The organism is Anaerosalibacter massiliensis (assembly GCF_024623155.1).
GTDB classification, from domain to species: Bacteria; Bacillota; Clostridia; order Tissierellales; family Sporanaerobacteraceae; genus Anaerosalibacter; species Anaerosalibacter massiliensis.
Map to the genome: position 1 here is coordinate 57,322 of NZ_JANJZL010000012.1, position 22,340 is coordinate 79,661.

The following is a 22,340-nucleotide window of genomic DNA, read 5'->3' on the forward strand; positions in this document are numbered from 1 at the left end:
TAAGGGGGAAATTAAAATGTCAAAAGAACTAAGATTAGATTGTTTAGGTGAAGCATGTCCAGTGCCTTTGATAAAAACTCAGAAGAAGATGAAGAAAGTTGGTGTTGGTGATACTTTAGTAGTTGAGGTAGACCATAGTTGTGCTATAAAAAATGTTCCTGAATGGGCAAGGAAAGAAGGATATAATTGTGAAATAGATGAAATTGATGATGGGCAATGGGAAATATATATAGAAAAAACTAAATAATTAGTGTATTTAACTTTATTGGAAAGGAGGCTAAATATGGGGATTAAAAATAGTCCTTATTATAAAAAGTTTCTTAAAAACCCTTGGTCCTATATAACTGGTGCAGTTTTATTAGCTATATTTAATATAGCTATTTTTATAATAAATGGCAGTCCCTGGGGGGTTACAACTACATTTTCTTATTGGGGAGCTTGGATATTTAAAGCTCTAGGTGGACATCCTGAATCTTGGGCATATTTTCAAGGAAGTAAAGGTGAAGTATTGGCTAATGGTTTTTTTAGTCATACAGGTTCAATAATGAATATAGGTATAATAGTGGGAGCTCTTTTAGCTTCACTTTTAGCTTCAGAATTTAAGATAAAGAAGATTAAATCTGGCAAACAAGTAGTTGCTGCAATATTAGGGGGATTGTTAATGGGATATGGTGCTAGAATATCATTTGGTTGTAATATCGGAGCTTTATTTAGTGGAATGGCATCAATGTCTCTTCATGGTTGGGAATATCTTATATTTATATTTTTAGGAGCATGGACAGGTAGTAAATTATTAGTTAATTACTTTATTTAATACTGTGAAGTCTAGTAGGAGGGAAAAGATGGCTAAAAAACATGAGAATTACGATGTAGTAATAATTGGAGCCGGTTCTGCAGGTCTTACAGCTGGCATATATTGTGGTAGATCCATGCTTAAAACTCTTATTATTGAACAGTCTTTAGTAGGTGGCTTGATTACTTCTACTGAAGATTTGGAAAATTATCCTGGATTTCCTGAAGGAGTAGGCGGGGAAGAATTAATGAATTTATTTTATGAGCAAGCTAAAAAATACGGAGTAAAGTTTAAATTTACTAATGTAAAAGAAGTAGATTTTAGTGGACAAGAGAAGATTGTGGAAACTTTTAGAAATGTTTATCATACTAAATCTGTTATTATAGCTACTGGTGTTAAACCTAGACTAATAGGTTGTAAGGGAGAAGAAGAACTTATAGGGAAAGGAATTTCCTTCTGTTCCACTTGTGATGCCAATCTGTGTATAGATAAGGATGTATATGTAATAGGCGGTGGAGATTCTGCTGTTGAAGAGGCAATGTATTTAACTAAGTTTGGTAGAAAAGTGACTATCATCCATAGAAGAGATGAGCTTAGAGCTGCTAAATCTATTCAAGAAAAGGCTTTTAAATGTAAGAATCTTAATTTCATATGGGATACTATAGTAACTGAAATAAATGGCACAGATTGTGTAGAGTATATGGTTGTAAAAAATGTTAAAACTGGGCAAAAGACTATAATTGGCCCTAGGGAAGGACATACAGATTTTATGGTATTTCCATATGTAGGTTTAAGTCCAGTGACAAATATATTCGAGGATGAAATAGAACTGGAAAATGGTTTTATCAAAACAGATGAGGAAATGAATACTAACGTGCCAGGAGTTTTTGCTGCCGGAGACTGTAGATCAAAATCCTTAAGACAGGTAATAACTGCTGCTGCTGATGGAGCTATTGCAGCTATTTCTGCAGAAAAACATATTGATTATATTGAATGATTTAATATTTTCAAATAAAGGATCATAATTGGTAGTTTAAATTACCAATATGATCCTTTTTTATTTATGGATATTAACTCATATTTTAATATGGTATAATTAGGATGCCAAATAAGTTTATACAATAAGATAGCATATATTTTAATAAAACACTATATAAAGAGGAGAGGATGCACAGGTGAGTAGATATAAGGGAATTATTTTTGATTTAGATGGAACTTTATTAGATACAATTGAAGATATAGGTGATAGCATGAATGAAGTTCTTGAAAGATTTAATCTACCTACTCATTCTTATGAAGAATATAAAAAGAAAGTAGGGGGAGGTTTTAGAAGGTTAGTATTAAAGAACTTTCCTAAAGAAACTGATGAAGAGACAATTAATAATGCAGTAGATATACTTTTTAAAGTTTATGATAGAAGATATCTCAATAAGACGAGGCCATATAATGGAATTAATGATTTGTTAGATTCACTAGTTGAAAAAGATATAAAATTGGCTGTCAATTCAAATAAAAAAGATGAATATACTAAGAATTTAATTGACAAGTTTTTTAAAAGAATACCTTTTGTTAAGGTTTATGGTGAAAGAGAGGATGTTGACCATAAACCTGATCCTACTACAGCTTTAGAAATTGCAGAGAGCATGGGTCTTAAACTAGATGAAATACTATTTATAGGAGATTCAAATGTAGATATTATGACAGCTAAAAATGCTCATATGGATAGTGTAGGAGTACTTTGGGGATTTAGAAACCGTGAAGAACTAGAAAAATATGGTGCAAATTATATAGTTTCAAATTGGAAGGAAATTGTGGATATAGTAGAGTAAGTTGAGGGTAGTATATTTTGTAGCATTACGTGTCAAATATGAAATGATTTTTGGAATAATGTATTAAAGTATAAAAGTAATTAGAATAAGCAAAATGTGATTACTATGTGACTAATCTAATTAGATATAACAAAAGATGGAAAAGCAATCATCCTGTCTGGTCACAGGATAATTATTTAATCTCTTATTATGATAATTGCATTTATGTGATCTAATTACTTTTGCTTGTATTATCCTATTATATTATTATAAATAAATATGGTTTTTATATTTGTTCTATAAAAAGCTTTTCTAAGTGATGTGGTCAAGAGTAAACAGGTTATTGAAGATAATTTAAAAGGAGTAGAAGTAGTGGATTTTGCATATCTATATGGGGATGGGAAAAAAGAATTAGTTCCTGTTATTGAGCAAGCAGGTTTTTCATCTGCTTATATTTTAGCACCAAGAATTATTTTTACAGAAAATACACCTTTTTGTAGAATAGAATTTTAGTAGATTGTTATGTTTTTAAAAAATCAGTAGAACCATAGTTGGAAAATTTAGAGGTAAAGCCAGATTCCATGAAAGATACTAAACGATAGAGATATAAAAGCTCATATTTAACAATTTAAATTGTTAAATATGAGCTTTTATTATATGTAAATATCGCTATAAATGTTTATTTCTTTGATTATGACTTTTAATTTCTTTACAGGAATTGTCTACTCCAGATTGTCTAGATTTAATAACATCGTCAATAACGGTATGTTTAGTGATACAACTATATTGTGAAATATTAAATAATAATGGGAATTTTATAATTTTAAGATTTAGTTAAGGTTAATGTTATCAAGAGTTAAGGACGAAGAGTTAAAATCTTCTTGTAGTTAAAAAGTACAGGAGGAAAAAAGAATGATTAACTGGGAAATAAAGAAAATATTCAAATCGAAAAATGGAATAATTGCTTTAATATTATTCCTTATAATTTCTATGTCTATGGTATTTATAAAACCAAATCAAATTATTCAAGATGGTAGTGAAAATTCAATGTCAGATGAAGAGAAATTTAATATGAAAGTAGAGTTGTTGAGGGAGCAAAGTAAAAATAAAGGGGAGGATGATATTTCAGAAGAACTTAAGGAAATGTCTAATGAAAAATTAGCTGCAATAAAGTTTTATGAATATAAGGATACTATGTTTTGGAAGGTATTTAATTATAGAGCATTTCATCCACTTATGAGCTCTATTATGCTTATTATCATAATAATAATTTTTTCTAATATCTATACAGATGAAATTGTATCAAATGTTGATAGTTTAATTTTATCATCAGAAAATAAAAACAAAGTTTTGTATTCAAAATTAGCTTTAAGTATAGGAATTCCAGTATTTCTTTATACTGTTTATCTAGCAATACAATTTATAATTACTATTATGCAATATGGAAAACCCATTAATGGAGTGCTACAAGCTATAAGAATAGTGGACAATCCATTATTACTTAAAGATGCCTATACAATATACAATTTTGTATTACTTAAAATAGGTATTATGTTTGTAATTTTTATTACCTTAGGGGTATTGGCAAGCTTATTTTCATTTGTTAGTACAAATTCTATTCAATCTACAAGTGGGTTTTTAATCTTTATATTTTTAGGAAAAGTAATGACTTTAATTAAATATTTACCAAAAGAGGTATTGCTTATATTTTCAAGGATTAATTTTATAGATTTAATATTTAATTTTAATGAACTGGTTGGAATGTATTTTGGAAGATTAAAATTATTTACTATGAATTTAGATATAGCAAATCTATGTTTTGTGATTATCATAGCTATTTTATTTATAGGAATATTTTTGTGTACAAGTATCTTTAAAAAATTTTTAACAAGATAGAGTGGGAGGAATTAAGTATGAATAAACTTGAAATAAAAAATTTAACTAAAAGTTATGGAAATAAAAATGCAAATAACAATATAACAATTACATTAGAAAATGGAGTATATGGGCTTTTAGGCCCTAATGGAGCAGGTAAAACAACATTAATGAAGCAAATAGCTACATTAATTAAACCTACAACTGGAGAAATAATTTACAATGGCAAAAATATTTACAGTATAGAAGATGAATATAGAGGTGTTATAGGATATCTTCCACAAGAGTTTGGAGTTTATAAAAATTTTTCAGCTAAAAGCTTTTTGCAATATATAGCAGCTTTAAAAGGCCTAGCTAAAAGGGAGGCAAATAAGAAAATAGATGAATTATTAAATGTAGTTGGATTATATGATGTAAGAAATAAGGCTATTGGAAAATTTTCGGGTGGAATGAAGAGAAGAGTAGGAATTGCTCAGGTGTTATTAAATGATCCTAAAATTATAATATTGGATGAGCCAACAGCAGGATTAGATCCACAAGAGAGAACAAGATTTAGAAATTTATTATCAGCCATATCTAAAGATAAGATAATAATACTTTCAACTCATATTATTTCTGATATAGAATCCATAGCAAAGGAAACTATCATGATAAAAGATGGTGAAATGATTATGAAGGGAAGTCATAGGGAAATTTTATCTGATATGAATGGAAAAGTATATAGAATAAGAACTAATGATGAGAACCAATTAGCAGAAATACAAAGTAAGTATAAGGTAGTTAATCTTCAGAGAGGAATAGATTTTACTGAACTTAGAATTGTAAGTGATGAAGCTATACCATATGTAAATGCACAGGTTATGGAACCAAAATTTGAGGATGTCTATATGTTTTATTTTGATTTAGAAAATACAAAGGAGGTATAATAAATGGGCCAACTTATAAAGTCAGAATTAAGAAAAATGTTATTTAAAAAAGGTGTTTTAATAGTTTGGGTGGTATCTTTGTTATTTGGAACGTTATTAATTCATAATGGTACTGTAAGTGAAGTTTATGCAGATGTTTTTTTCAAAAGTTACGGATATACGCCTATAATGGGTTTAGTTATGTTCATGATTTTATCTGGTGCATATACCTTAGAGTATAATTCAAATATGAGTGACCTAATAAATACTACAAAAAATGGAAAGAAAAAGACAGTTATAGCTAAGGGAATAGGAGCAGGTATAGCGATTTCCATAGTAAATCTATCTATAGTAACTGTAATATACTTAGATGGACTTAAAAAGGTTCACTTTAAAGGTTTGGATATACCATTAAAAAACCTTTGGTACTTTAAAGGGATAAGTTCAACTTTAAATGTATTTGAAATGATGCTAATAATGATTGGTACTATAATTATAGCCTCCTTTTTCTTTGCCCAGTTAGGTTTATATTTATCGTCAATAAGTAAATCAGCTTCTATTCCATTTATTTTGGGTGGTTTGATTATGGGAGTTCCATATATATTAGAGGCTGTTTTGCCTAGTAAATTTATCGTTATGACTCCATTGTGGGGAATGATATCTTCGCAATTAATTAAGCATGAGGTAAGTTTGTCAATAATGATAATTCAAGGAACAATATTTGTAGCAGGTTGTTTAATTTTTCCTAGACTCACATACAAAGCATTTATCAAAGAAAATAAAAGATAAACAAGAATTTTAGGCAGCATAGATGTTGGATAAATAGTAGAAAATTAAGAGGTGTAATTATGACAAATAGTTTATTTTTAATTGGTATAATAACTTTATTTATTGGATTCTTTTTTATTGGAATGGGTAGAGTATCTTATAGATGGAGAGCTTTTACAAACAAACCAGCATGGAATGGAAATACGGTAGTTTTTTTAGTTATAGGGCTTATATTTTTAATAGCTGGATTAGTGTTAATATATATTTTTTATCCTTATAGATAAAAACATTAAAAAGAAGAACCAAAAAAATATTATTTGGTTCTTCTTATCATATGGCATAATAGTATTAGAACATGCTAATATTAGTATTACAATATTAGGTAAATAACAGGAAAATGTGATAGGGGTGTTTAGTATGGAAAGGTCATTAAGTAAAGAAAAGATATTAATAATAGATGATGAAGAGGATATATTGAAGTTATTGTCTATGGTGCTAAAGAAAGAGGGTTTTGAAAATATATATACAGCTGAGGACGGAGTAAGTGGATTTGAATTATTTAGAAAAATTAATCCAGATATTATTCTTTTAGATATTATGCTGCCTGATGAAGAAGGATATGAGGTTTGTAAAAAAATCAGAAGAATTTCCAATGTTCCTATTTTATTTATATCAGCAAAAACTGAAGAAATTGATAGAGTATTAGGTTTTGCTTTGGGAGGAGATGATTATATAACAAAACCTTTTAGTACCAAGGAAGTAGCTTATAGAATAAAAGCTCACTTAAGAAGAAGTAATTATAAAGATGAAGAAAAAAATAAGAATGTTATATTAAACGTTGGAGATTTTCAAATAGATGAGGAAAAGATAGAAGTCAGGAAAAATGGGAAATTAATAGAACTGAAACCTAAAGAATATAAAATGTTTTTGTATTTGGCAAAGCATCCTAATCAGATTATGAGCAAGGAAAAATTGTGTAGTGAAGTTTGGGGAGAAGAATATATAGGCTTTGATAATACTATAATGGTACATATAAGAAGATTGAGAGAGAAAATTGAAGAAAATCCATCTAATCCAAAATATATTGTTAATATAAAAGGTTTAGGATATAAATTTGTTTTAAAGGATGAATAGGTATGAATTGGGAAATAACAGGTAGGTTTATTATAACTGTAGTATCAGTTGCTATTATAGTGATCCTTATTAATATTATTGGAGGAACTATTCTTATATTTTATGGAAATAGAAGTGATATTGATATAATAAATGGAATTAAACATTTTTCTCCAGAGGATTTTACAAGAGAATTCCAAGATTATTTAATAGGTGATAAGGATGAAATATATGTAAATGATAATGGAAAAAAAATTTTGAAAGAAAAAAAAGCTTGGATACAAATTTTGGATGAAGAAGGAAATGAAGTTTATAGTTATATGAAACCTGTTAAGGCTAAAAAACATTATACTCCTATAGAACTGGTTCATGCATATAAGTATATTACAACTGATAATATGTCTACCATATTTATATCAGAGAAGAAATTTGGAAATAGAAATTATAGTTATATTATAGGATTTCCACCTGAAAGGATAAAAAGACAGGTTATTTCTTATAATACTTATAATTTAGGTCGCCGCTTGAGAAATGGAATGCGTATGATTTTGTTTATTGATGCTATTATAGCGTTATTGTTTGGATATTTGTTTAGTAGAAGACTTACGAAACCATTAGTAAATATTATACAGGATGTTAAAAGTCTTTCAGAGGGAGAGTATAATTTAAAGAGAAGAGAAAAAGGAATTTATAAGGAGATTTATCATAATATAAACCATTTATCTTTAGAACTTAGGAGCAATGAAGAAGAAAGAAAAAAATTAGATAAGATGAGGGAAGAGTGGATAGCAAATATTTCTCATGATATAAAAACACCATTAGTTTCAGTGAAAGGATATGCTGAGATTTTATCTAGTGAAGAATATAATTTTACAGAGGAAGAAGTGAGAGAATACAGCAAGATAATAGAAGATAAATCTAATTATATAAAAGATCTTATAGATGATTTAAACTTAAGTACTAGATTAAAAAACAAAGATCTTGTTTTAAATTTAAAAAATATTAATATTGTAAGTTTACTAAGAGGAGTTATAATAGATATTTTAAATAATCCTCAAACTAGTAAGGTGAATATCAATTTTTCAGCAGCAAGGGAAGTTATTGAAAGGGATATAGATGAAATATTAATGAAAAGAGTTTTTAATAATATTTTATATAATTCTATAATTCATAATGATGAAAATGTTGATATTGAAGTTAGAGTAGAAAAAAGAGATAGAGTTCATATATCAATAACAGATAATGGAAAGGGCATTAAAAAAGAAGAGTTAAAACATATTTTTGACAGATACTATAGAGGAACAAATACAGGGAAAAGGCATAAAGGTTCTGGACTTGGAATGGCCATAGCAAAGGATATTGTGAAAGCTCATGGTGGCATTATAAATATGGAAAGTGAGCTTGGAGTAGGAACTAAAATTGAAATAATCCTCTAATGAATACTTGCTAGATGTATAATAAGTCTGAAATTAAGTTTAATAAAAGAAGATTTATAAGAAATCATATACGTATTTTATTATTTTTTTAATAAAATAGGTATTTGTATCTCTGTTATAAATTCTTCTTCTTCTGATGTACCATGAATATCTAAACGATAAATTTCCATAGGATTTCCATTTATAGAATACCCTTTTTCTTCAATAAATTTTATTATTTTCTCAAACAATGGCTGGCTTTTTTTATAACTTCCCTTGTATACTAATGTTGCAAAATATCCTTCAGGTATAATCATATTGTATTTTTCTTCATCACCATCAACAAAAAAGAATGCATTTTCATATATGGTATAATTTCCTTTCTCCATACTTTCTTTCTCTATGAAAACTCCCATATCTTTATTTGCAAATAAAAATAACTTAGAATCGTTTCTAGCTTCTAGTTTTCTGAAGGCTAAATCTACTTCCTCATCTTTAGACATAGATTCTTCTATGAGGATAATTTTTCTAGCCTTTATTTTTTTAATCTTTATTTTTTCATATTCATTTATTTTTTTAAAATCATTAAGTATTTTTACTTTTTCCTCCAAGCCTTTTTTCAATAAAATTAAAGGTACAATTTCCTTTTCTATTAAATCAATTTCTTTTTCCATTAAATCAATAGTTGTATCTATATTTCTATCTTCTAAATAAGATTTTATTTGTTTTACAGAAAAATTTAGTTTCCTTAAGTCTTTTATCAAATTCAATCTCCAAATATCCTCTAAGGAATATGCTCTATATCCATTTTCTTTTCTTTTTGGAGAAATCAATCCTTTTTCTTCATAGTAGCGAATGGAGTCAGGACCTATATCATAGAGCTTAGATATTTCTCCTATTCTGTATTCGTATTTTTTTTTCATTCAAATCACCTCTATTTTTCCTTGACATTAGTATTGTACCAAGGTTTATAGTATTAAACAAGGAGATATAATCAAAATAAGGAGTCGATATTGATGCAACAAGAAGTTTCAAATGAAAGACAATTAACAAAAAAGTTTTTTAAGTATTCAATCCCTTCAGTAACTGCTATGTGGTTTTTTTCTATTTATACAATGGCTGATGGTATGTTTGTAGGGAAAGGAGTTGGACCATTTGCTCTTGCAGCAGTGAATTTATCTATGCCCTTTGTGAACACTATATTTGCTATTGGTCTTTTAATAGCAATTGGTTCTTCTACTTTAATTACATTTTATTTTGGTCAGAATAAAAAGGAAAAGAGCAACGAAGTTTTTACTCTAAATGTGATTATTCTTTCTATTTTAGGGGTCATAATAACTACTATTTCATTACTCTTTTTAGATAAAATAGCTATTTTCCTAGGAGCAACTAAAGAAACTTTAACTTATGTAAAAGATTATTTGCGAATAATTATAATATTTAGTACTTGTTTTATAGTATCTTATTCTTTAGAAGTACTAGTTAAAGCAGACGGTTTTCCAATTTACTCCATAACATGTGTAACATTATCTGCTCTGACTAATATAGTATTAGACTATATTTTAGTGATTCGTTTCGACTATGGTATAAAGGGTGCTGCTTTTGCAACAGGACTTTCTCAATTTATATCTTGTGTTGCTTTTCTAATACATTTTATTTTAGGAAAGTCTAATTTAAAATTTGTAAAGCCTAAGTTAGATTTTAAATTGATAAAGAATCTATTTATATTAGGAATACCTGAATCTTTAACAGAATTATCTGTTGGTTTTACTACTTTTATTTTTAATTATGTCATTTTACGCCATATTGGGCCACATGGTATAGCGGCTTTTAGTGTTATAATGTATTTAAATAATTTAGTACTAATGTCAATGGTAGGAACGAACCAAGGAATGCAACCTTTAATTAGTTTTTATAATGGGAAAGAGGATTATAAAAGTATAAAAAGATTGTTGAATTTAGCTTTAAAAACATCTCTAGCTTTTGGATTGTTGTTTTTTATTTCTTCTCAACTTTTTACTGAGCAATTAGTTTCTCTATTCATTCAGGCTTCAAACAAAGAATCCTTTCAGATAGCTTTAAGAGGATTAAGAATATTTAGCTTTGGGTTTTTAATTTGTGGATTTAATATTATTTTTTCTGGATATTTTACTGCATTAAAAGAAACAAAAAAAGCTACTATTATTTCATCTTTAAGAGGCTATATATTGGCATTTATAATGTTATTTATATTACCTAATATATGGAGAGATATTGGAATTTGGATTGCACCATTATTTTATGAAGCTTTAACTTTAATTATAGCTTCAATAATCTATGCACGTTCAAAGGTTAGTTTAAGTCAAGAAGAATATAGCTTCAATGAATAGTTTATTTTATGAAAATATGGAAGTCGTGGTTTTGATGACTTCCATATTTTATTTTCAAAATAGATAACTGAATGTTATAATTATAGAGAGAAAATAATAATGTAGTTAAATATTAATATACTCCCTACCTATTGACATAAGAGGTCTCTTAGATAATGTTAATTAAATATTTTTTAATATGGACTAAAAATGGTCTAGCTAAGATTAAAGAGATATAATATTATATAAATTATGTATTTAATTTTTATTCTCTATTTAAGACATTTTATGTCGATATATGTATTGAAAAGTTTCTAAGGTCCTGCTATAATTTGGCATAGGACTTTTACAATATTTTAATGATTTATTGAAACTTTATTAAGTTGTCAAGAATGTTTGTGGCTTAAGTTATGGGAGGCTTATAGCTAATTGAAAATTATTATGTAAATAAAGATTAAAAGTAGGTTAGGACCTATATAGATTTGCAAGTCAACCTACTTTATTTATAATTATATGTATTAGTTTAAAATAATAAATAAAAGACAAATTAGTATTGGGATACCTATTACAGAAAAACCAATTATTAAACTCTGTTTTTCCTTTGGGGTAAGCATGAAGCCAGCTTCATAGTATCCGTCTACTTTCTTTCTTTTAGAAAGCTTTGATAAGGCTTCAAAAAAAGTCAATTTTATCAACTACCTCCTTGTGGAAAAATAGCACATTTTAATATATAATTGAATAATATGCCATAAGTAATATTTCTATTGATTATATACTAAATATTTCTAAGTATAAATAGGCCTTAAGCTCTATAAAATATAGGGCTTAAAGCGTATGATGGTAAATAAAGAAACTTTAAGGAGGCAAAAAAAGTGGAAGAAATAAGTATTAAAGAGCTTTTTTTAATATTGGGAAAAAGAAAAAGGCTTATAATTTTAATAACAATAATTTCTATTTTAGCCAGTGGAATAGTAAGTCTTTTCATATTGTCACCAAAATATGAAACATTCACTACTCTTATGGTAGGTAAACCTAAAGATTATGGCAACAATGACAGTCAAATGGATTATAATGATGTGCTTTTAAATCAAAAACTTGTAACTACATATGGTCAAATAGTTAAAAGTAGAGCAGTTACAGATGAAGTAATAAAAAATCTAGATTTAGATTTAACTATTAAAGAATTTGGAGAAAAGGTAAATGTAAATCTTGTAAATGATACAGAGATTATAAAGATTGAAGTAATAGATGAAGATCCTAAAATGGCAATGGCTATTTCAAATGAGACAGCTACAGTTTTTATGGAAAAAGTAAAGGAGATAATGAAAGTAGAGAATATTCAAGTAATTGATAGAGCTCAAGAGCCAGAAGAACCTATAAAGCCTAGACCAAAATTAAATATGGCAATTGCTGGAGTGTTAGGTCTTATGATTAGTATTTTTCTAGTTTTTATTCTTGAATATTTAGACAATACTATAAAAACTCCAGATGATGTAGAATATCATTTAGGACTACCTATTATAGGTACTATACCAAAAATGGACAATTAATTGTATTGAGGTGAGAAAATGAAAAGAGAAAAGATAATAACTCATGGAAATCCTAAATCTCCAGTATCTGAAGCTTTTAGAACTTTAAGGACTAATATTCAGTTTTCAAGTATAGATAAGACTTTAAGTAGTATAGTAGTTACTTCCTCTGGACCTAGTGAGGGAAAAAGTACTGTATCAACAAATATAGCAGTGACTATGGCTCAGTCAGAAAAGGAAGTACTTTTAGTAGATTGTGATCTAAGGAAACCAAAGATACATACTTTTTTTAATATTCATAATGGACAAGGTTTAACTAATATATTGGCAGAGGGAGTTAGTCTAAGAGAGGTAGCATATGAACCGGAGATAGAAAAAAATCTTCATGTACTAACAGCAGGGCCTATTCCCCCCAATCCAGCAGAACTTTTAGGCTCTAGAAGAATGAAAGAATTTTTAAAAGAGGTAGAGACTAAATACCATATGATTATATTAGATTCTCCGCCAGTAGGAATGGTAACAGATTCAGCCATTCTTTCAACTATTGCTGATGGTACTATATTAGTATGTGCTGTAGGACAAGCAGATGTTGATGCTTCAAAAGCAGCAAAATCTTTACTCGAAAAGGTTAATGCTAATATATTAGGGGTAGTATTAAATAAAGTACCAGTTAAACAAGGAGGATATTATAATTATAACTATTATAATTACTATGCAGATTAAAAAGGATGGGAGATAAATGATAGATATACATTGCCACGTACTTCCAGGGGTAGATGATGGTTCTAGTGGAATGGAAGAGTCTATAGATATGGCGAAACTTTATATAGAAAATGGAATAAATAAAGTGATAGCCACACCTCATTTTATAGAGGGAACAGATTCAACTACTTTTGATAAAAATAAAGTTGTTCTAAAGAATCTTAGAAATACTTTAAAGAATGAAAGAATAGATTTGGAGGTTTATCTAGGAAATGAAATATATATAACCCCAAATACTTTAAAGCATATAAAAGAGAAAAAGGCAGCTACATTAAATGAAACTAGATATGTGCTTGTAGAAATGCCTATGTTTGATGTACCTATGTATATGGAAAATATAATATATGAGCTATGTCTTAAGGGATATATTCCTATAATAGCTCATCCAGAGAGAAATGCTAAAATACAAGAAAATCCAAATATTTTATATAGTTTTATAATGGGTGGTGCATTAGCTCAGTTAAATCTTCCAAGTCTTGAAGGAATATATGGTGAGAAATCAAAAATAACAGGAGAACTACTCCTAAATCACAATATGATTCATTTTACAGGAACAGATGCCCACTCACCAAGAGTTAGATCTCCAAAGATAAAGAAAAGTTTAGAGATTTTAAAAACTATAGTAGATAATGAAACTTTTGAAAAGATAACATCATTAAATGGAGAAGCTTTAATTCAAGATAAGATTATATCTGTAGGAGAACCTATAAAATATGAAGAGAAGAAGAACTTTTTCTCTATTATCAAATCAAAAATAAATATATTTTAACTAATAGTGCTTATATCTTCTGTTATTATGAAAGATATAAGCATTATTCTTATTTGTTAATATGTTAAAGCAAAAAATTGATAGGTTCAAGTTATAAATATATAATTAATTTTTTAAAGTAATCTAAACTTTTAACTGTCTATTTATCTAAAATGGACAGTTTATTTTATATGTTATTTTAATAAAAATTGGAGAAATATAAAATTTATATTAAAGAAATAAAAAAATGGTCGATATATATGATTGAATAGCAAGGCTAAGGAAATATAAGGCATAGTACTAATGGGCGAAGAGTTTCAAGTTTTGCGTATGTAATGGCTAAATAAAGTATATTTATTTGAAATTATGACATATGGGTTAATTAGTGGAAAGATTAGCTCTATATATTATTGAAATAAATTTAATCTATTATATATAAAAGTGGATTAAAGAATTGGGAGGTTATAGTCTTCCTTTTAAGTTTCCACAAAGATTAAATTGCAAAGGAGGTGAAAAAGTGAAGAAAAGGTTAATTAGCTTTCTATTAATAATATCTATACTAGTAGTTTTTTATATACCTAACGTAGATGCAGCACCTGAATTTAATAGATTGCTTAGAACTGGCAGTAGAGGTTCTGATGTAGCTACAGTTCAGAGAAAACTTAACGATCTGGGATACAATGCAGGTAAGGCAGATGGAATATTTGGAAATAGAACATATAATGCAGTAGTAAGTTTCCAAAGAGCAAATGGCTTATCAGCAGATGGAATAGTAGGAAAGAATACAATAAATAAATTGTATTCAAATCCAAGTAAGCCAAATAATCCAAGTAATCCAGGAAATAGTGCACCAATAACTAGTTTATTGCGTAGAGGAAGTAGAGGTTCAGAAGTAGTAACCCTACAAAGCAGATTAAACGAACTAGGATACAATGCAGGAAAAGCAGATGGAATATTTGGAGGCGGAACATATAATGCGGTAGTAAGCTTTCAAAGAGCAAATGGTTTATCAGCAGATGGTATAGTAGGAAAGAATACAGTAAATAAATTGTATTCAAATCCAAGTAAACCAAATAAGCCAAGCAATCCAAGTAATTCAGGAAATAGTACACCAATAACTAGTTTATTGCGTAGAGGAAGTAGAGGTCCAGAAGTAGTAACCCTACAAAACAGATTAAATGAATTAGGATACAATGCAGGTAAGGCAGATGGAATATTTGGAGGCGGAACATATAATGCAGTAGTGAAGTTCCAAAGAGCAAATGGTTTATCAGCAGATGGCATAGTAGGAAAGAATACAATAAATAAATTATATGCAAATCAAACTCCAGCACCAACTCCAGGTTCAGATGATTTTATTAAATTTAGAGGTATCCCGGGTTCTCTTAAAGGAAAAGTAGTGATATTAGATCCTGGACATGGAGGAAGTGATTCAGGAGCTCTTTCAAGTGATAAAAAGTATAAAGAGAAAGATTTTGCACTTGACATAGCTAAAAGATTAGAACGTATACTTAAAGAAGCAGGAGCTAAGAGGGTTGTTATGACCAGAAATAGTGATGTATATCTTAGCTTACAACAACGTGTAAACATAGTGAATAAAATAGAATCTGAAGAAGCAAAAGCACAAAGTTTAACAAGACAAATAAATGAAACTGAAAGAGAAATAGCACAAATTAATAGATTAGCAAAAGAATCAGAAATAGAAGAAAATAAAACAGCTGAAATTGAAACAAAAGTTAATCTGTTAAATAATGAAATAAACAAAAAAGCGGCTGAGTTGATTACATCTAAAGAGAAGATACAAGGTTTAAATATACAAATTGAAGAAATGTCCAAAGCAAATATTAAAGAACCTAAAGAAGAAGTTGAGGAAATAAAAGATGAAAATGTAGAAGAAGTTGAAAATGTGGAAGAAATTGTTGAAGAAGTAGATACAGGAAAATATGAATCAGAAATAGAAGAAGAAGAATTGAATATTCAAAGATTAACTGAAGAAATTGAAGCACTAAATATTGATAAAGAAGAACTAGAAAAAGAGAGACAAGCAAAATCTAACTCTATTCTAAATGAGGCAGAAGATAAAACAAAATTAGAATCAAAACTAAATAATCTTCAAAAAGAGTTAAAATCAGTTCAAAATACTATTTTACGAAATAAAGCAGTATATGCAGAAGGAAGTAATGAAGAATTAGATAGAATAATGAGAATTGCAGGAAACAATCCTAAAGATAATATGGTATTTTTAACAATACATTGTAATTCAACAACAGCGGAAAAACAAACTAGTGCATCTGGCATAAGGGTATATTGGTCTAACCAAACTAAATCAAATGTTGATACTAGCGGAAGAATAAAATTTGCACAAAAGTTAAATGAACAGTTAAATACTAAAAACACAAAAAATAAATTTGATAAGAAGGCAGCAAATCTATATACTTACCATAATCTATATGTACTTAAAAATCACAATCTAGTAGGAGCATTGATAGAAATAGGATTTATGAACAACCCTAATGATATAGCACTAATGAAAAAACAACAAACTAGGGAAGACATAGCAGAAGGTATGTATAAAGGTATAATAGAATACTTTAAATAAAAAAAGGACTTTACTTGATTTCAAGTAGAGTCTTTTTTTAACCGGATTTTTAGTTGGAGAAAACTGTAGAAAATGATATAATTATGTGATGTATATTAAATTGACATAATTTTTTCATTGATATAAAATACTATAGTTAATGTAATTAATTTTAAGGAGGTATTTGGCATGCCTACTAAATATATATTTGTTACAGGCGGCGTTGTTTCATCATTAGGGAAAGGTATTACAGCAGCAAGTTTAGGACAGCTTTTGAAAAGTAGGGGTCTTAAGGTTACTATCCAAAAATTCGACCCATATATAAATGTGGATCCAGGTACAATGAGCCCTTATCAACATGGAGAAGTATTTGTTACAGATGATGGTGGAGAAACTGACTTAGATTTAGGCCACTATGAAAGATTTATAGATATAAACTTAAGTAAAAATAGCAATGTAACGGCAGGTAAAGTATATTGGTCTGTATTAAACAAGGAAAGAAAAGGAGAATATGAAGGTAGAACAGTACAAGTAATCCCTCATATTACTAATGAAATCAAAGAAAGAATGATGAGAACGGAAAAAGAAAAAGAAGTAGATGTAGTAATTACTGAAATTGGAGGAACTGTAGGAGATATAGAAGGGTTACCATTTTTAGAAGCCATAAGGCAGTTTAAAAATGATATAGGAAGAGAAAATGTTATGTATATCCATGTGACATTGGTTCCTTACTTGCTCAAGGCAGGAGAACTGAAAACTAAACCTACTCAACATAGTGTAAAGGAATTAAGAAGCATAGGAATACAACCAGATGTTCTAATATGCAGAACAGAAAAGCCCATTTCTCAAGGGATGAAAGATAAAATTGCACTTTTTTGTGATTTAGAACCATCAGAAGTAATACAAAATTTAGATGCAAATACATTGTATGAAGTACCACTAATGCTTGAAGAAGAAGGGCTTCCCCAACTTGTAATAGATCATTTAAATCTTAAATGCAATGATTTGGATTTAACTGAGTGGAAGAGTATTGTAGAAAAATCTAAAAAATTAGAAGGGAAAGTAACTATAGCATTAGTAGGAAAATATGTAGAGCTTAGAGATGCTTATCTTTCAGTGGCAGAATCTTTAGTCCATGCTGGAATAGCTAACAATACAGATGTAGATATTAAATGGATTCATTCAGAGGAGTTGAATGACAATAATAGTGATGAAATACTCAAAGGTGTAGATGGTATATTAGTACCAGGCGGATTTGGACACAGAGGAATAGATGGGAAGATTTCTGCAGCTAAATATGCAAGAGAAAATAATATTCCTTATCTTGGAATATGTCTTGGAATGCAAATGGCAATAGTAGATTTTGCAAGAAATGTATTAGGACTTAAAGAAGCCCATAGTGCTGAACTAGATGAAAATACTCCTTATCCAGTAATAGATCTAATGCCAGAGCAAAAAGATATAGATGTCATGGGAGGAACTATGAGATTAGGTCTTTATCCATGTAAACTAAAAGAAAATACAAAAGTTTATGCTGCCTATGATGAAGAGTTAATATATGAAAGACATAGACATAGATATGAATTTAATAATGAATTTAGAGATAAACTAATTGAAAAGGGAATGGTAATATCTGGAGTTTCACCAGATGAAAGATTGGTAGAATCTATAGAATTAGAGGATCATCCTTGGTTTGTAGCAGTACAGTTTCATCCAGAATTCAAATCAAGACCAACAAAACCTCATCCACTGTTTAAAAGCTTCGTCCAAGCAGCAAAAGATTATAATTGCTAATATTTTAAGGGAATTCTGTTATAGGATTCCTTTTTCTATATTCAGATTGACAAATTAAAGCTCATTAAATACAATACAAAGTATTGATAAGATAGTTAAAAGGAGGCTTTTATGGACAAGATTGTTATTGGAGAAAATAAGAAGAATAGAAGATTAAAAATAATAGGTATTATTGTAGGTTCTTTTTTAGTTATATTTAGTATTAAGGATAAAAGCTTAAGAGAATTACTTATAGGTTTAATTTTTTTATATTTTACTGTTTATAAAAAAGAGAATACTGTAACTAAAGATGGCGTTACTTATAGTCATAAGGGTATTTTTATCAAACGTGAAAACAAGGTAGACTTTTCTACATTAGATAAAATCATAATATATAAAACCAGAGATGGTAAATATATTTTTTACTTTGATAGAGAGGAAGATCCTCGAGGAATAAAAGTAGAAAAAGAATATGTAGATCCTATTGTAAATTTAATAGAAAGTAGAGAAGATAAAATTCCTATAGAATATGTTGTAGATGAGTAGAATAATTAGTCAAAGGAGAAAGAAACGTCTATAAAATATAGACGTTTCTTTCCATAAGTATTGAAATAATCATGTGATATTAACTTTAGATTTATAGAATGATAAGAAATCGTGTCATTATAACATAAAAATAAAAGAATTTTTGTTTTAATGCATTTCAATTAATTGTTCCATCCTACCTATAATTTGTCCCTTTTCAAATTCCGTTAGTTGGTCAAATAGTTTTATAAAATTTTTTTCATTATCATCTAGTTCTATTTTGTGCTGAAAATTTCTATAAGATTTATGTTCTTGTCCTGTTAATATCCAATCAGTAGAAATTTTAAAGTGTTTAGATAACTTTACTATTATGTCGATATTTGGCTTTCGCTCGTCATTTTCATATCTACTTAAGTTTTCAAAATCTAAGATATTCATTAGCTGTCTTTGGGTTAGATTACTCCTTTTTCTTAAGTAGGCTATTCTTTTTCCAAGAGAGTTTAAGCATATCATTATTATACCTCCTTGCTATTTTGAATGTCGATTAGACTAAAAAATTGACATAATGTCAAAATGACATTATAATGTCATTATAGCTATGCCTTATTAATTTTATCATAATACTTATATTTTTATGCTGCTAGTATATCTGTGATTTGCATAAGAAAACAGATGGGAGGATTTGTTATGAATGAATATGAAAAAAAGAAGTTTGGGAAAAAAGTAAAGAAACAATTAATTGAATTAGAAATGACTCAGAGAGATTTAGCAAAAAAAGTAGGTGTTCATGAAAACTATTTAACAGATATTTTAAATGGGCGTAGATCTGGAGAAAAATATAAAGATAAAATTCAGAAAATAATAAAGATTAAAAACCATCAAGAGAATTTAAAAAGGAAATATAATTAGTAGTCTTTAACTTAATTTGTTAAGTAATTATTAAATTAAATAAAAAATAAAAATCAGGAGGGATTAAAATGAATCAAATAAGAAAACCAAAATTATGGGAAGCATTAGTACCAGTAGTAGGAATGACGTTTATTATAATTGTAGGTATATTAAAGTTTGAACTTGAGCCCCATATACCTATTGTACTGGCATGTATTCTCGCAGCTCTGATGGCTAAAAAAGTGGGGCATGATTGGAATAGTATTTTAAGTGGTGTTTTAGAAAGTATTAATAGGGCAGTAGAAGCACTTCTTATAGTTATGATAGTAGGTATGTTAATTGGGAGTTGGGTTTCAGCAGGTACCGTACCAGCTATGGTTTATTATGGTTTAGGATTTATATCACCTAAGGCCTTTCTCCCAACGGGTGCAATTCTATGTGCTATAGTTTCGGTAGCCACTGGAAGTGCATGGACCTCAGCAGGTACTGTAGGTATTGCACTTATGAGTATTGCAACAGGATTAGGAATTAAACCTGCATTGGCGGCAGGAATGGTTATTTCAGGAGCATATTTTGGGGATAAGCTATCTCCTTTATCAGATAGTACAAATGTAGCTGCTGCTACAGCAGAAACTCCACTATATGATCATGTAGGAGCTATGTTAACAACAACTCTTCCAAGCTTTTTATTAGCTTTAATAATTTATACTATAGTAGGGCTTAAAGGTGGGGCAGGAGATTTTGATCCTAGTAAAGTAGAGCTTATAAGAAATACTATATTAGATAATTTTAATATTAATATATGGCTTATGATTCCACCACTATTTGTAATATTTGCGGCAATAAAGAAAATACCAAGTATTCCATCCCTTTTAGCAGCTACAGGATTAGGAGGATTGTGGGCAATGATTTTCCAAGGTAGAAATATAGGGGAGGTATTACAAACATTCCACACAGGATTTGCTGCAGAAACTAGTGTAGAAGTTGTAGATAAACTTTTAAATCGTGGTGGTGTTGATTCTATGATGTGGACAATTTCTTTGATAATGTTTGCATTAGCATTTGGTGGTATATTAGAAAAAGGAGGATTTACAGAAGCAATATTAGGTAGAATAGTAGCAAAGATTAAAAGTTTAACTGGATTAGTTGCGCTAACAATATTTACTGGTATAATCTGTGATTTTATATTAACAGACCAATATTTAGCAATAATGGTACCTGGTAGAATGTATGCAAAAGCTTTTGATGAAAGAGGTTTAGATCGAAAATTTCTTTCAAGAACATTAGAGGATGGTGCAACTATGTGGTCAGCATTATGTCCGTGGAATGGTTGTGGAGCTTATCAGGCAGCGACTTTAGGAGTGCCAACATTTTCTTATTTACCTTATTCATTTATGAATATAATTAATCCTATATTAGCAATTATAATGACTTATTTAGGAATAGCTATATTTCATAAAGATTATAAGAAGGATGTTAAAGATGGAGTAAATTAATTCAAAACTATACATATAATTTTATATTTCTAGAGACTTAAAATCTTATATTATATATAGAAAGCATAGATGTGAATTTTTCTATGCTTTCTATTAAAAAGTTGATTAGGATGATTTGTATGAGGAAAATTGTTATTAATGAAAATAATTATAATGAAAAAATAAGAAATCTTCTTGTATTTTTAGGTTTGTTTTTAATTATATTCAGTATACGGTCAAAATCATGGTGGAAAGTCATCATAGGAGTAGTGTTTATTTATTTTAGCATTTACAAGAAAAAAATTTTTATAACTGAAGAAGGAATTGAATATAATTATAAAGGAATTTTTTTCAAGCATAAGGAAGAGATAAATTTTTCTACGCTATCTCATGTAACTATTTTAAAATCTAAAAATGAAAAATATCTTTTTTATTTTATAAAATCTGATTTTGCTAAAAAGATGGAAGTAGAAAAAGAATATGTAGATTCTATTGTAAATTTAATAGAAAGTAGAGAAGATAAAATCCCTATAGAATATGTTGTAGATAAGTAGAATAATTGAGGTAAAGGGAAAGGACGTTGCTCATTTTTGAGCATTAAAATAGACAAAAACTTGGCGAAAGAAGATTATTATCTAAAAATAATCAATTAGTTTTTTAAATAATAAATAACTCAAATAGCTATGTTTAGCTGTTTAGGTATATATTAAAAATCATGGCATATTTGTTGCATTATATAAATCCTTGTATGTATACAATTCAAGGCTAAATTTAGATAAAAAATTAACAATAAAATTGGATAATATGAAAGGATGGTGTCATTATGAAGAAAGGATGTCCTTATGGAACTCATCGTGTATTAGAACCAAAGGGAGTATTGCCTCAACCAGCTCATAAGATTAGCAATGACATGGAAATTTATGACAATGAAATACTTATTGATGTACAAACATTAAATATTGACTCAGCAAGTTTTACTCAAATAAGTGAAGAGGCAAAAGGCGATGTTGAAGGAATTAAGAAAATAATGAAAAGCA

At 28.5% G+C, this 22,340-nt stretch carries 24 protein-coding genes and 1 pseudogene; 22 read left to right on the plus strand and 3 right to left on the minus strand.

The features are described 5' to 3' along the window. The first annotated feature begins 16 nt into the window (after positions 1-16). The 11 genes from NSA23_RS13700 (at position 17) to NSA23_RS13750 (ending at position 8,698) form a co-directional block, all read left to right on the plus strand. Complete coding sequence (locus NSA23_RS13700) at positions 17-247, plus strand: sulfurtransferase TusA family protein (protein WP_042679679.1); 231 nt, start codon at positions 17-19, stop codon at positions 245-247. A gap of 36 nt (positions 248-283) precedes the next feature. Further along, positions 284-814, plus strand: coding sequence for a YeeE/YedE thiosulfate transporter family protein (locus tag NSA23_RS13705; RefSeq protein ID WP_042679681.1), 531 nt, complete (start codon positions 284-286; stop codon positions 812-814). A gap of 28 nt (positions 815-842) precedes the next feature. Next, positions 843-1,790 (plus strand): thioredoxin-disulfide reductase, encoded by a 948-nt coding sequence (trxB, locus tag NSA23_RS13710; protein ID WP_042679683.1) that lies wholly within the window; start codon positions 843-845, stop codon positions 1,788-1,790. A gap of 178 nt (positions 1,791-1,968) precedes the next feature. After that, entirely contained in the window at positions 1,969-2,622 is a 654-nt protein-coding gene (locus NSA23_RS13715; RefSeq protein WP_042679685.1) for an HAD family hydrolase, read from the plus strand. Between the two features lie 300 nt (positions 2,623-2,922). Continuing rightward, positions 2,923-3,114: a polysaccharide deacetylase family protein gene (locus NSA23_RS13720; protein WP_147524968.1), complete on the plus strand. Its 192-nt coding sequence runs from the start codon at positions 2,923-2,925 to the stop codon at positions 3,112-3,114. Between the two features lie 399 nt (positions 3,115-3,513). Continuing rightward, the gene (locus NSA23_RS13725) at positions 3,514-4,497 is read left to right on the plus strand and encodes a membrane protein (protein WP_042679687.1); all 984 of its coding nucleotides are present in this window, start codon (positions 3,514-3,516) and stop codon (positions 4,495-4,497) included. A gap of 17 nt (positions 4,498-4,514) precedes the next feature. Continuing rightward, on the plus strand, positions 4,515-5,402 hold the full coding sequence (locus NSA23_RS13730; protein ID WP_042679690.1) for an ABC transporter ATP-binding protein: 888 nt from the start codon (positions 4,515-4,517) through the stop codon (positions 5,400-5,402). A gap of 3 nt (positions 5,403-5,405) precedes the next feature. After that, complete coding sequence (locus tag NSA23_RS13735; protein ID WP_042679692.1) at positions 5,406-6,170, plus strand: ABC transporter permease; 765 nt, start codon at positions 5,406-5,408, stop codon at positions 6,168-6,170. Positions 6,171-6,229: 59 nt separating this feature from the next. After that, positions 6,230-6,433 carry a hypothetical protein gene (locus tag NSA23_RS13740; RefSeq protein WP_042679694.1) on the plus strand — a complete coding sequence of 68 codons (204 nt, stop codon included), beginning with the start codon at positions 6,230-6,232 and terminating at the stop codon, positions 6,431-6,433. Between the two features lie 133 nt (positions 6,434-6,566). Next, a complete protein-coding gene (locus NSA23_RS13745; RefSeq protein ID WP_042679696.1) occupies positions 6,567-7,283 on the plus strand; it encodes a response regulator transcription factor in 717 nt (238 codons plus the stop codon). 2 nt (positions 7,284-7,285) lie between these two features. Beyond that, a complete protein-coding gene (locus tag NSA23_RS13750) occupies positions 7,286-8,698 on the plus strand; it encodes a sensor histidine kinase (protein ID WP_042679698.1) in 1,413 nt (470 codons plus the stop codon). Between the two features lie 80 nt (positions 8,699-8,778). Here the strand turns inward: NSA23_RS13750 and NSA23_RS13755 are convergent, their stop codons facing one another. Continuing rightward, the gene (locus tag NSA23_RS13755; RefSeq protein WP_257490626.1) at positions 8,779-9,600 is read right to left on the minus strand and encodes a MerR family transcriptional regulator; all 822 of its coding nucleotides are present in this window, start codon (positions 9,598-9,600) and stop codon (positions 8,779-8,781) included. A gap of 93 nt (positions 9,601-9,693) precedes the next feature. Between NSA23_RS13755 and NSA23_RS13760 the strand changes: the two genes are divergently transcribed. Continuing rightward, positions 9,694-11,046, plus strand: a complete 1,353-nt coding sequence (locus NSA23_RS13760; RefSeq protein WP_042679702.1) for an MATE family efflux transporter — start codon at positions 9,694-9,696, stop codon at positions 11,044-11,046. A gap of 497 nt (positions 11,047-11,543) precedes the next feature. Here NSA23_RS13760 and NSA23_RS13765 read toward each other — a convergent pair whose 3' ends face one another. Next, positions 11,544-11,711 (minus strand): hypothetical protein, encoded by a 168-nt coding sequence (locus NSA23_RS13765; RefSeq protein ID WP_187116638.1) that lies wholly within the window; start codon positions 11,709-11,711, stop codon positions 11,544-11,546. 186 nt (positions 11,712-11,897) lie between these two features. Between NSA23_RS13765 and NSA23_RS16665 the strand changes: the two genes are divergently transcribed. The 6 genes from NSA23_RS16665 (at position 11,898) to NSA23_RS13795 (ending at position 18,961) form a co-directional block, all read left to right on the plus strand. Then, the gene (locus NSA23_RS16665; RefSeq protein WP_050069726.1) at positions 11,898-12,575 is read left to right on the plus strand and encodes a YveK family protein; all 678 of its coding nucleotides are present in this window, start codon (positions 11,898-11,900) and stop codon (positions 12,573-12,575) included. Positions 12,576-12,593: 18 nt separating this feature from the next. Continuing rightward, on the plus strand, positions 12,594-13,277 hold the full coding sequence (locus NSA23_RS13775) for a CpsD/CapB family tyrosine-protein kinase (protein ID WP_042679705.1): 684 nt from the start codon (positions 12,594-12,596) through the stop codon (positions 13,275-13,277). Positions 13,278-13,293: 16 nt separating this feature from the next. Beyond that, positions 13,294-14,085 (plus strand): tyrosine-protein phosphatase, encoded by a 792-nt coding sequence (locus NSA23_RS13780; protein WP_042679707.1) that lies wholly within the window; start codon positions 13,294-13,296, stop codon positions 14,083-14,085. Positions 14,086-14,581: 496 nt separating this feature from the next. After that, a complete protein-coding gene (locus NSA23_RS13785; protein ID WP_050069727.1) occupies positions 14,582-16,663 on the plus strand; it encodes an N-acetylmuramoyl-L-alanine amidase in 2,082 nt (693 codons plus the stop codon). Positions 16,664-16,831: 168 nt separating this feature from the next. Beyond that, positions 16,832-18,436, plus strand: coding sequence for a CTP synthase (locus NSA23_RS13790; protein WP_257490627.1), 1,605 nt, complete (start codon positions 16,832-16,834; stop codon positions 18,434-18,436). A gap of 111 nt (positions 18,437-18,547) precedes the next feature. Next, complete coding sequence (locus NSA23_RS13795) at positions 18,548-18,961, plus strand: hypothetical protein (RefSeq protein WP_042681135.1); 414 nt, start codon at positions 18,548-18,550, stop codon at positions 18,959-18,961. 147 nt (positions 18,962-19,108) lie between these two features. Here NSA23_RS13795 and NSA23_RS13800 read toward each other — a convergent pair whose 3' ends face one another. Continuing rightward, positions 19,109-19,453 carry a helix-turn-helix domain-containing protein gene (locus tag NSA23_RS13800; RefSeq protein WP_042681137.1) on the minus strand — a complete coding sequence of 115 codons (345 nt, stop codon included), beginning with the start codon at positions 19,451-19,453 and terminating at the stop codon, positions 19,109-19,111. 174 nt (positions 19,454-19,627) lie between these two features. Between NSA23_RS13800 and NSA23_RS13805 the strand changes: the two genes are divergently transcribed. The 4 genes and pseudogenes from NSA23_RS13805 to NSA23_RS13820 form a co-directional block, all read left to right on the plus strand. Continuing rightward, entirely contained in the window at positions 19,628-19,849 is a 222-nt protein-coding gene (locus tag NSA23_RS13805; RefSeq protein WP_042681138.1) for a helix-turn-helix domain-containing protein, read from the plus strand. Between the two features lie 68 nt (positions 19,850-19,917). Next, on the plus strand, positions 19,918-21,324 hold the full coding sequence (gene nhaC / locus NSA23_RS13810; protein WP_042681140.1) for a Na+/H+ antiporter NhaC: 1,407 nt from the start codon (positions 19,918-19,920) through the stop codon (positions 21,322-21,324). Positions 21,325-21,443: 119 nt separating this feature from the next. Beyond that, a complete protein-coding gene (locus tag NSA23_RS13815) occupies positions 21,444-21,857 on the plus strand; it encodes a hypothetical protein (RefSeq protein WP_042681142.1) in 414 nt (137 codons plus the stop codon). A 269-nt stretch (positions 21,858-22,126) separates the two neighbouring features. Then, positions 22,127-22,340: pseudogene (locus NSA23_RS13820) on the plus strand (L-erythro-3,5-diaminohexanoate dehydrogenase); the annotation flags it as partial.

Bases quoted from the DNA above. Each gene is read 5' to 3' on its own strand.
- NSA23_RS13700 (WP_042679679.1), top strand. From the start codon at position 17: ATGTCAAAAGAACTAAGATTAGATTGTTTAGGTGAAGCATGTCCAGTG.
- NSA23_RS13705 (WP_042679681.1), top strand. From the start codon at position 284: ATGGGGATTAAAAATAGTCCTTATTATAAAAAGTTTCTTAAAAACCCT.
- trxB (WP_042679683.1), top strand. From the start codon at position 843: ATGGCTAAAAAACATGAGAATTACGATGTAGTAATAATTGGAGCCGGT.
- NSA23_RS13725 (WP_042679687.1), top strand. From the start codon at position 3,514: ATGATTAACTGGGAAATAAAGAAAATATTCAAATCGAAAAATGGAATA.
- NSA23_RS13730 (WP_042679690.1), top strand. From the start codon at position 4,515: ATGAATAAACTTGAAATAAAAAATTTAACTAAAAGTTATGGAAATAAA.
- NSA23_RS13735 (WP_042679692.1), top strand. From the start codon at position 5,406: ATGGGCCAACTTATAAAGTCAGAATTAAGAAAAATGTTATTTAAAAAA.
- NSA23_RS13740 (WP_042679694.1), top strand. From the start codon at position 6,230: ATGACAAATAGTTTATTTTTAATTGGTATAATAACTTTATTTATTGGA.
- NSA23_RS13745 (WP_042679696.1), top strand. From the start codon at position 6,567: ATGGAAAGGTCATTAAGTAAAGAAAAGATATTAATAATAGATGATGAA.
- NSA23_RS13750 (WP_042679698.1), top strand. From the start codon at position 7,286: ATGAATTGGGAAATAACAGGTAGGTTTATTATAACTGTAGTATCAGTT.
- NSA23_RS13755 (WP_257490626.1), bottom strand. From the start codon at position 9,600: ATGAAAAAAAAATACGAATACAGAATAGGAGAAATATCTAAGCTCTAT.
- NSA23_RS13760 (WP_042679702.1), top strand. From the start codon at position 9,694: ATGCAACAAGAAGTTTCAAATGAAAGACAATTAACAAAAAAGTTTTTT.
- NSA23_RS13775 (WP_042679705.1), top strand. From the start codon at position 12,594: ATGAAAAGAGAAAAGATAATAACTCATGGAAATCCTAAATCTCCAGTA.
- NSA23_RS13780 (WP_042679707.1), top strand. From the start codon at position 13,294: ATGATAGATATACATTGCCACGTACTTCCAGGGGTAGATGATGGTTCT.
- NSA23_RS13790 (WP_257490627.1), top strand. From the start codon at position 16,832: ATGCCTACTAAATATATATTTGTTACAGGCGGCGTTGTTTCATCATTA.
- NSA23_RS13795 (WP_042681135.1), top strand. From the start codon at position 18,548: ATGGACAAGATTGTTATTGGAGAAAATAAGAAGAATAGAAGATTAAAA.
- NSA23_RS13800 (WP_042681137.1), bottom strand. From the start codon at position 19,453: ATGATATGCTTAAACTCTCTTGGAAAAAGAATAGCCTACTTAAGAAAA.
- NSA23_RS13805 (WP_042681138.1), top strand. From the start codon at position 19,628: ATGAATGAATATGAAAAAAAGAAGTTTGGGAAAAAAGTAAAGAAACAA.
- nhaC (WP_042681140.1), top strand. From the start codon at position 19,918: ATGAATCAAATAAGAAAACCAAAATTATGGGAAGCATTAGTACCAGTA.
- NSA23_RS13815 (WP_042681142.1), top strand. From the start codon at position 21,444: ATGAGGAAAATTGTTATTAATGAAAATAATTATAATGAAAAAATAAGA.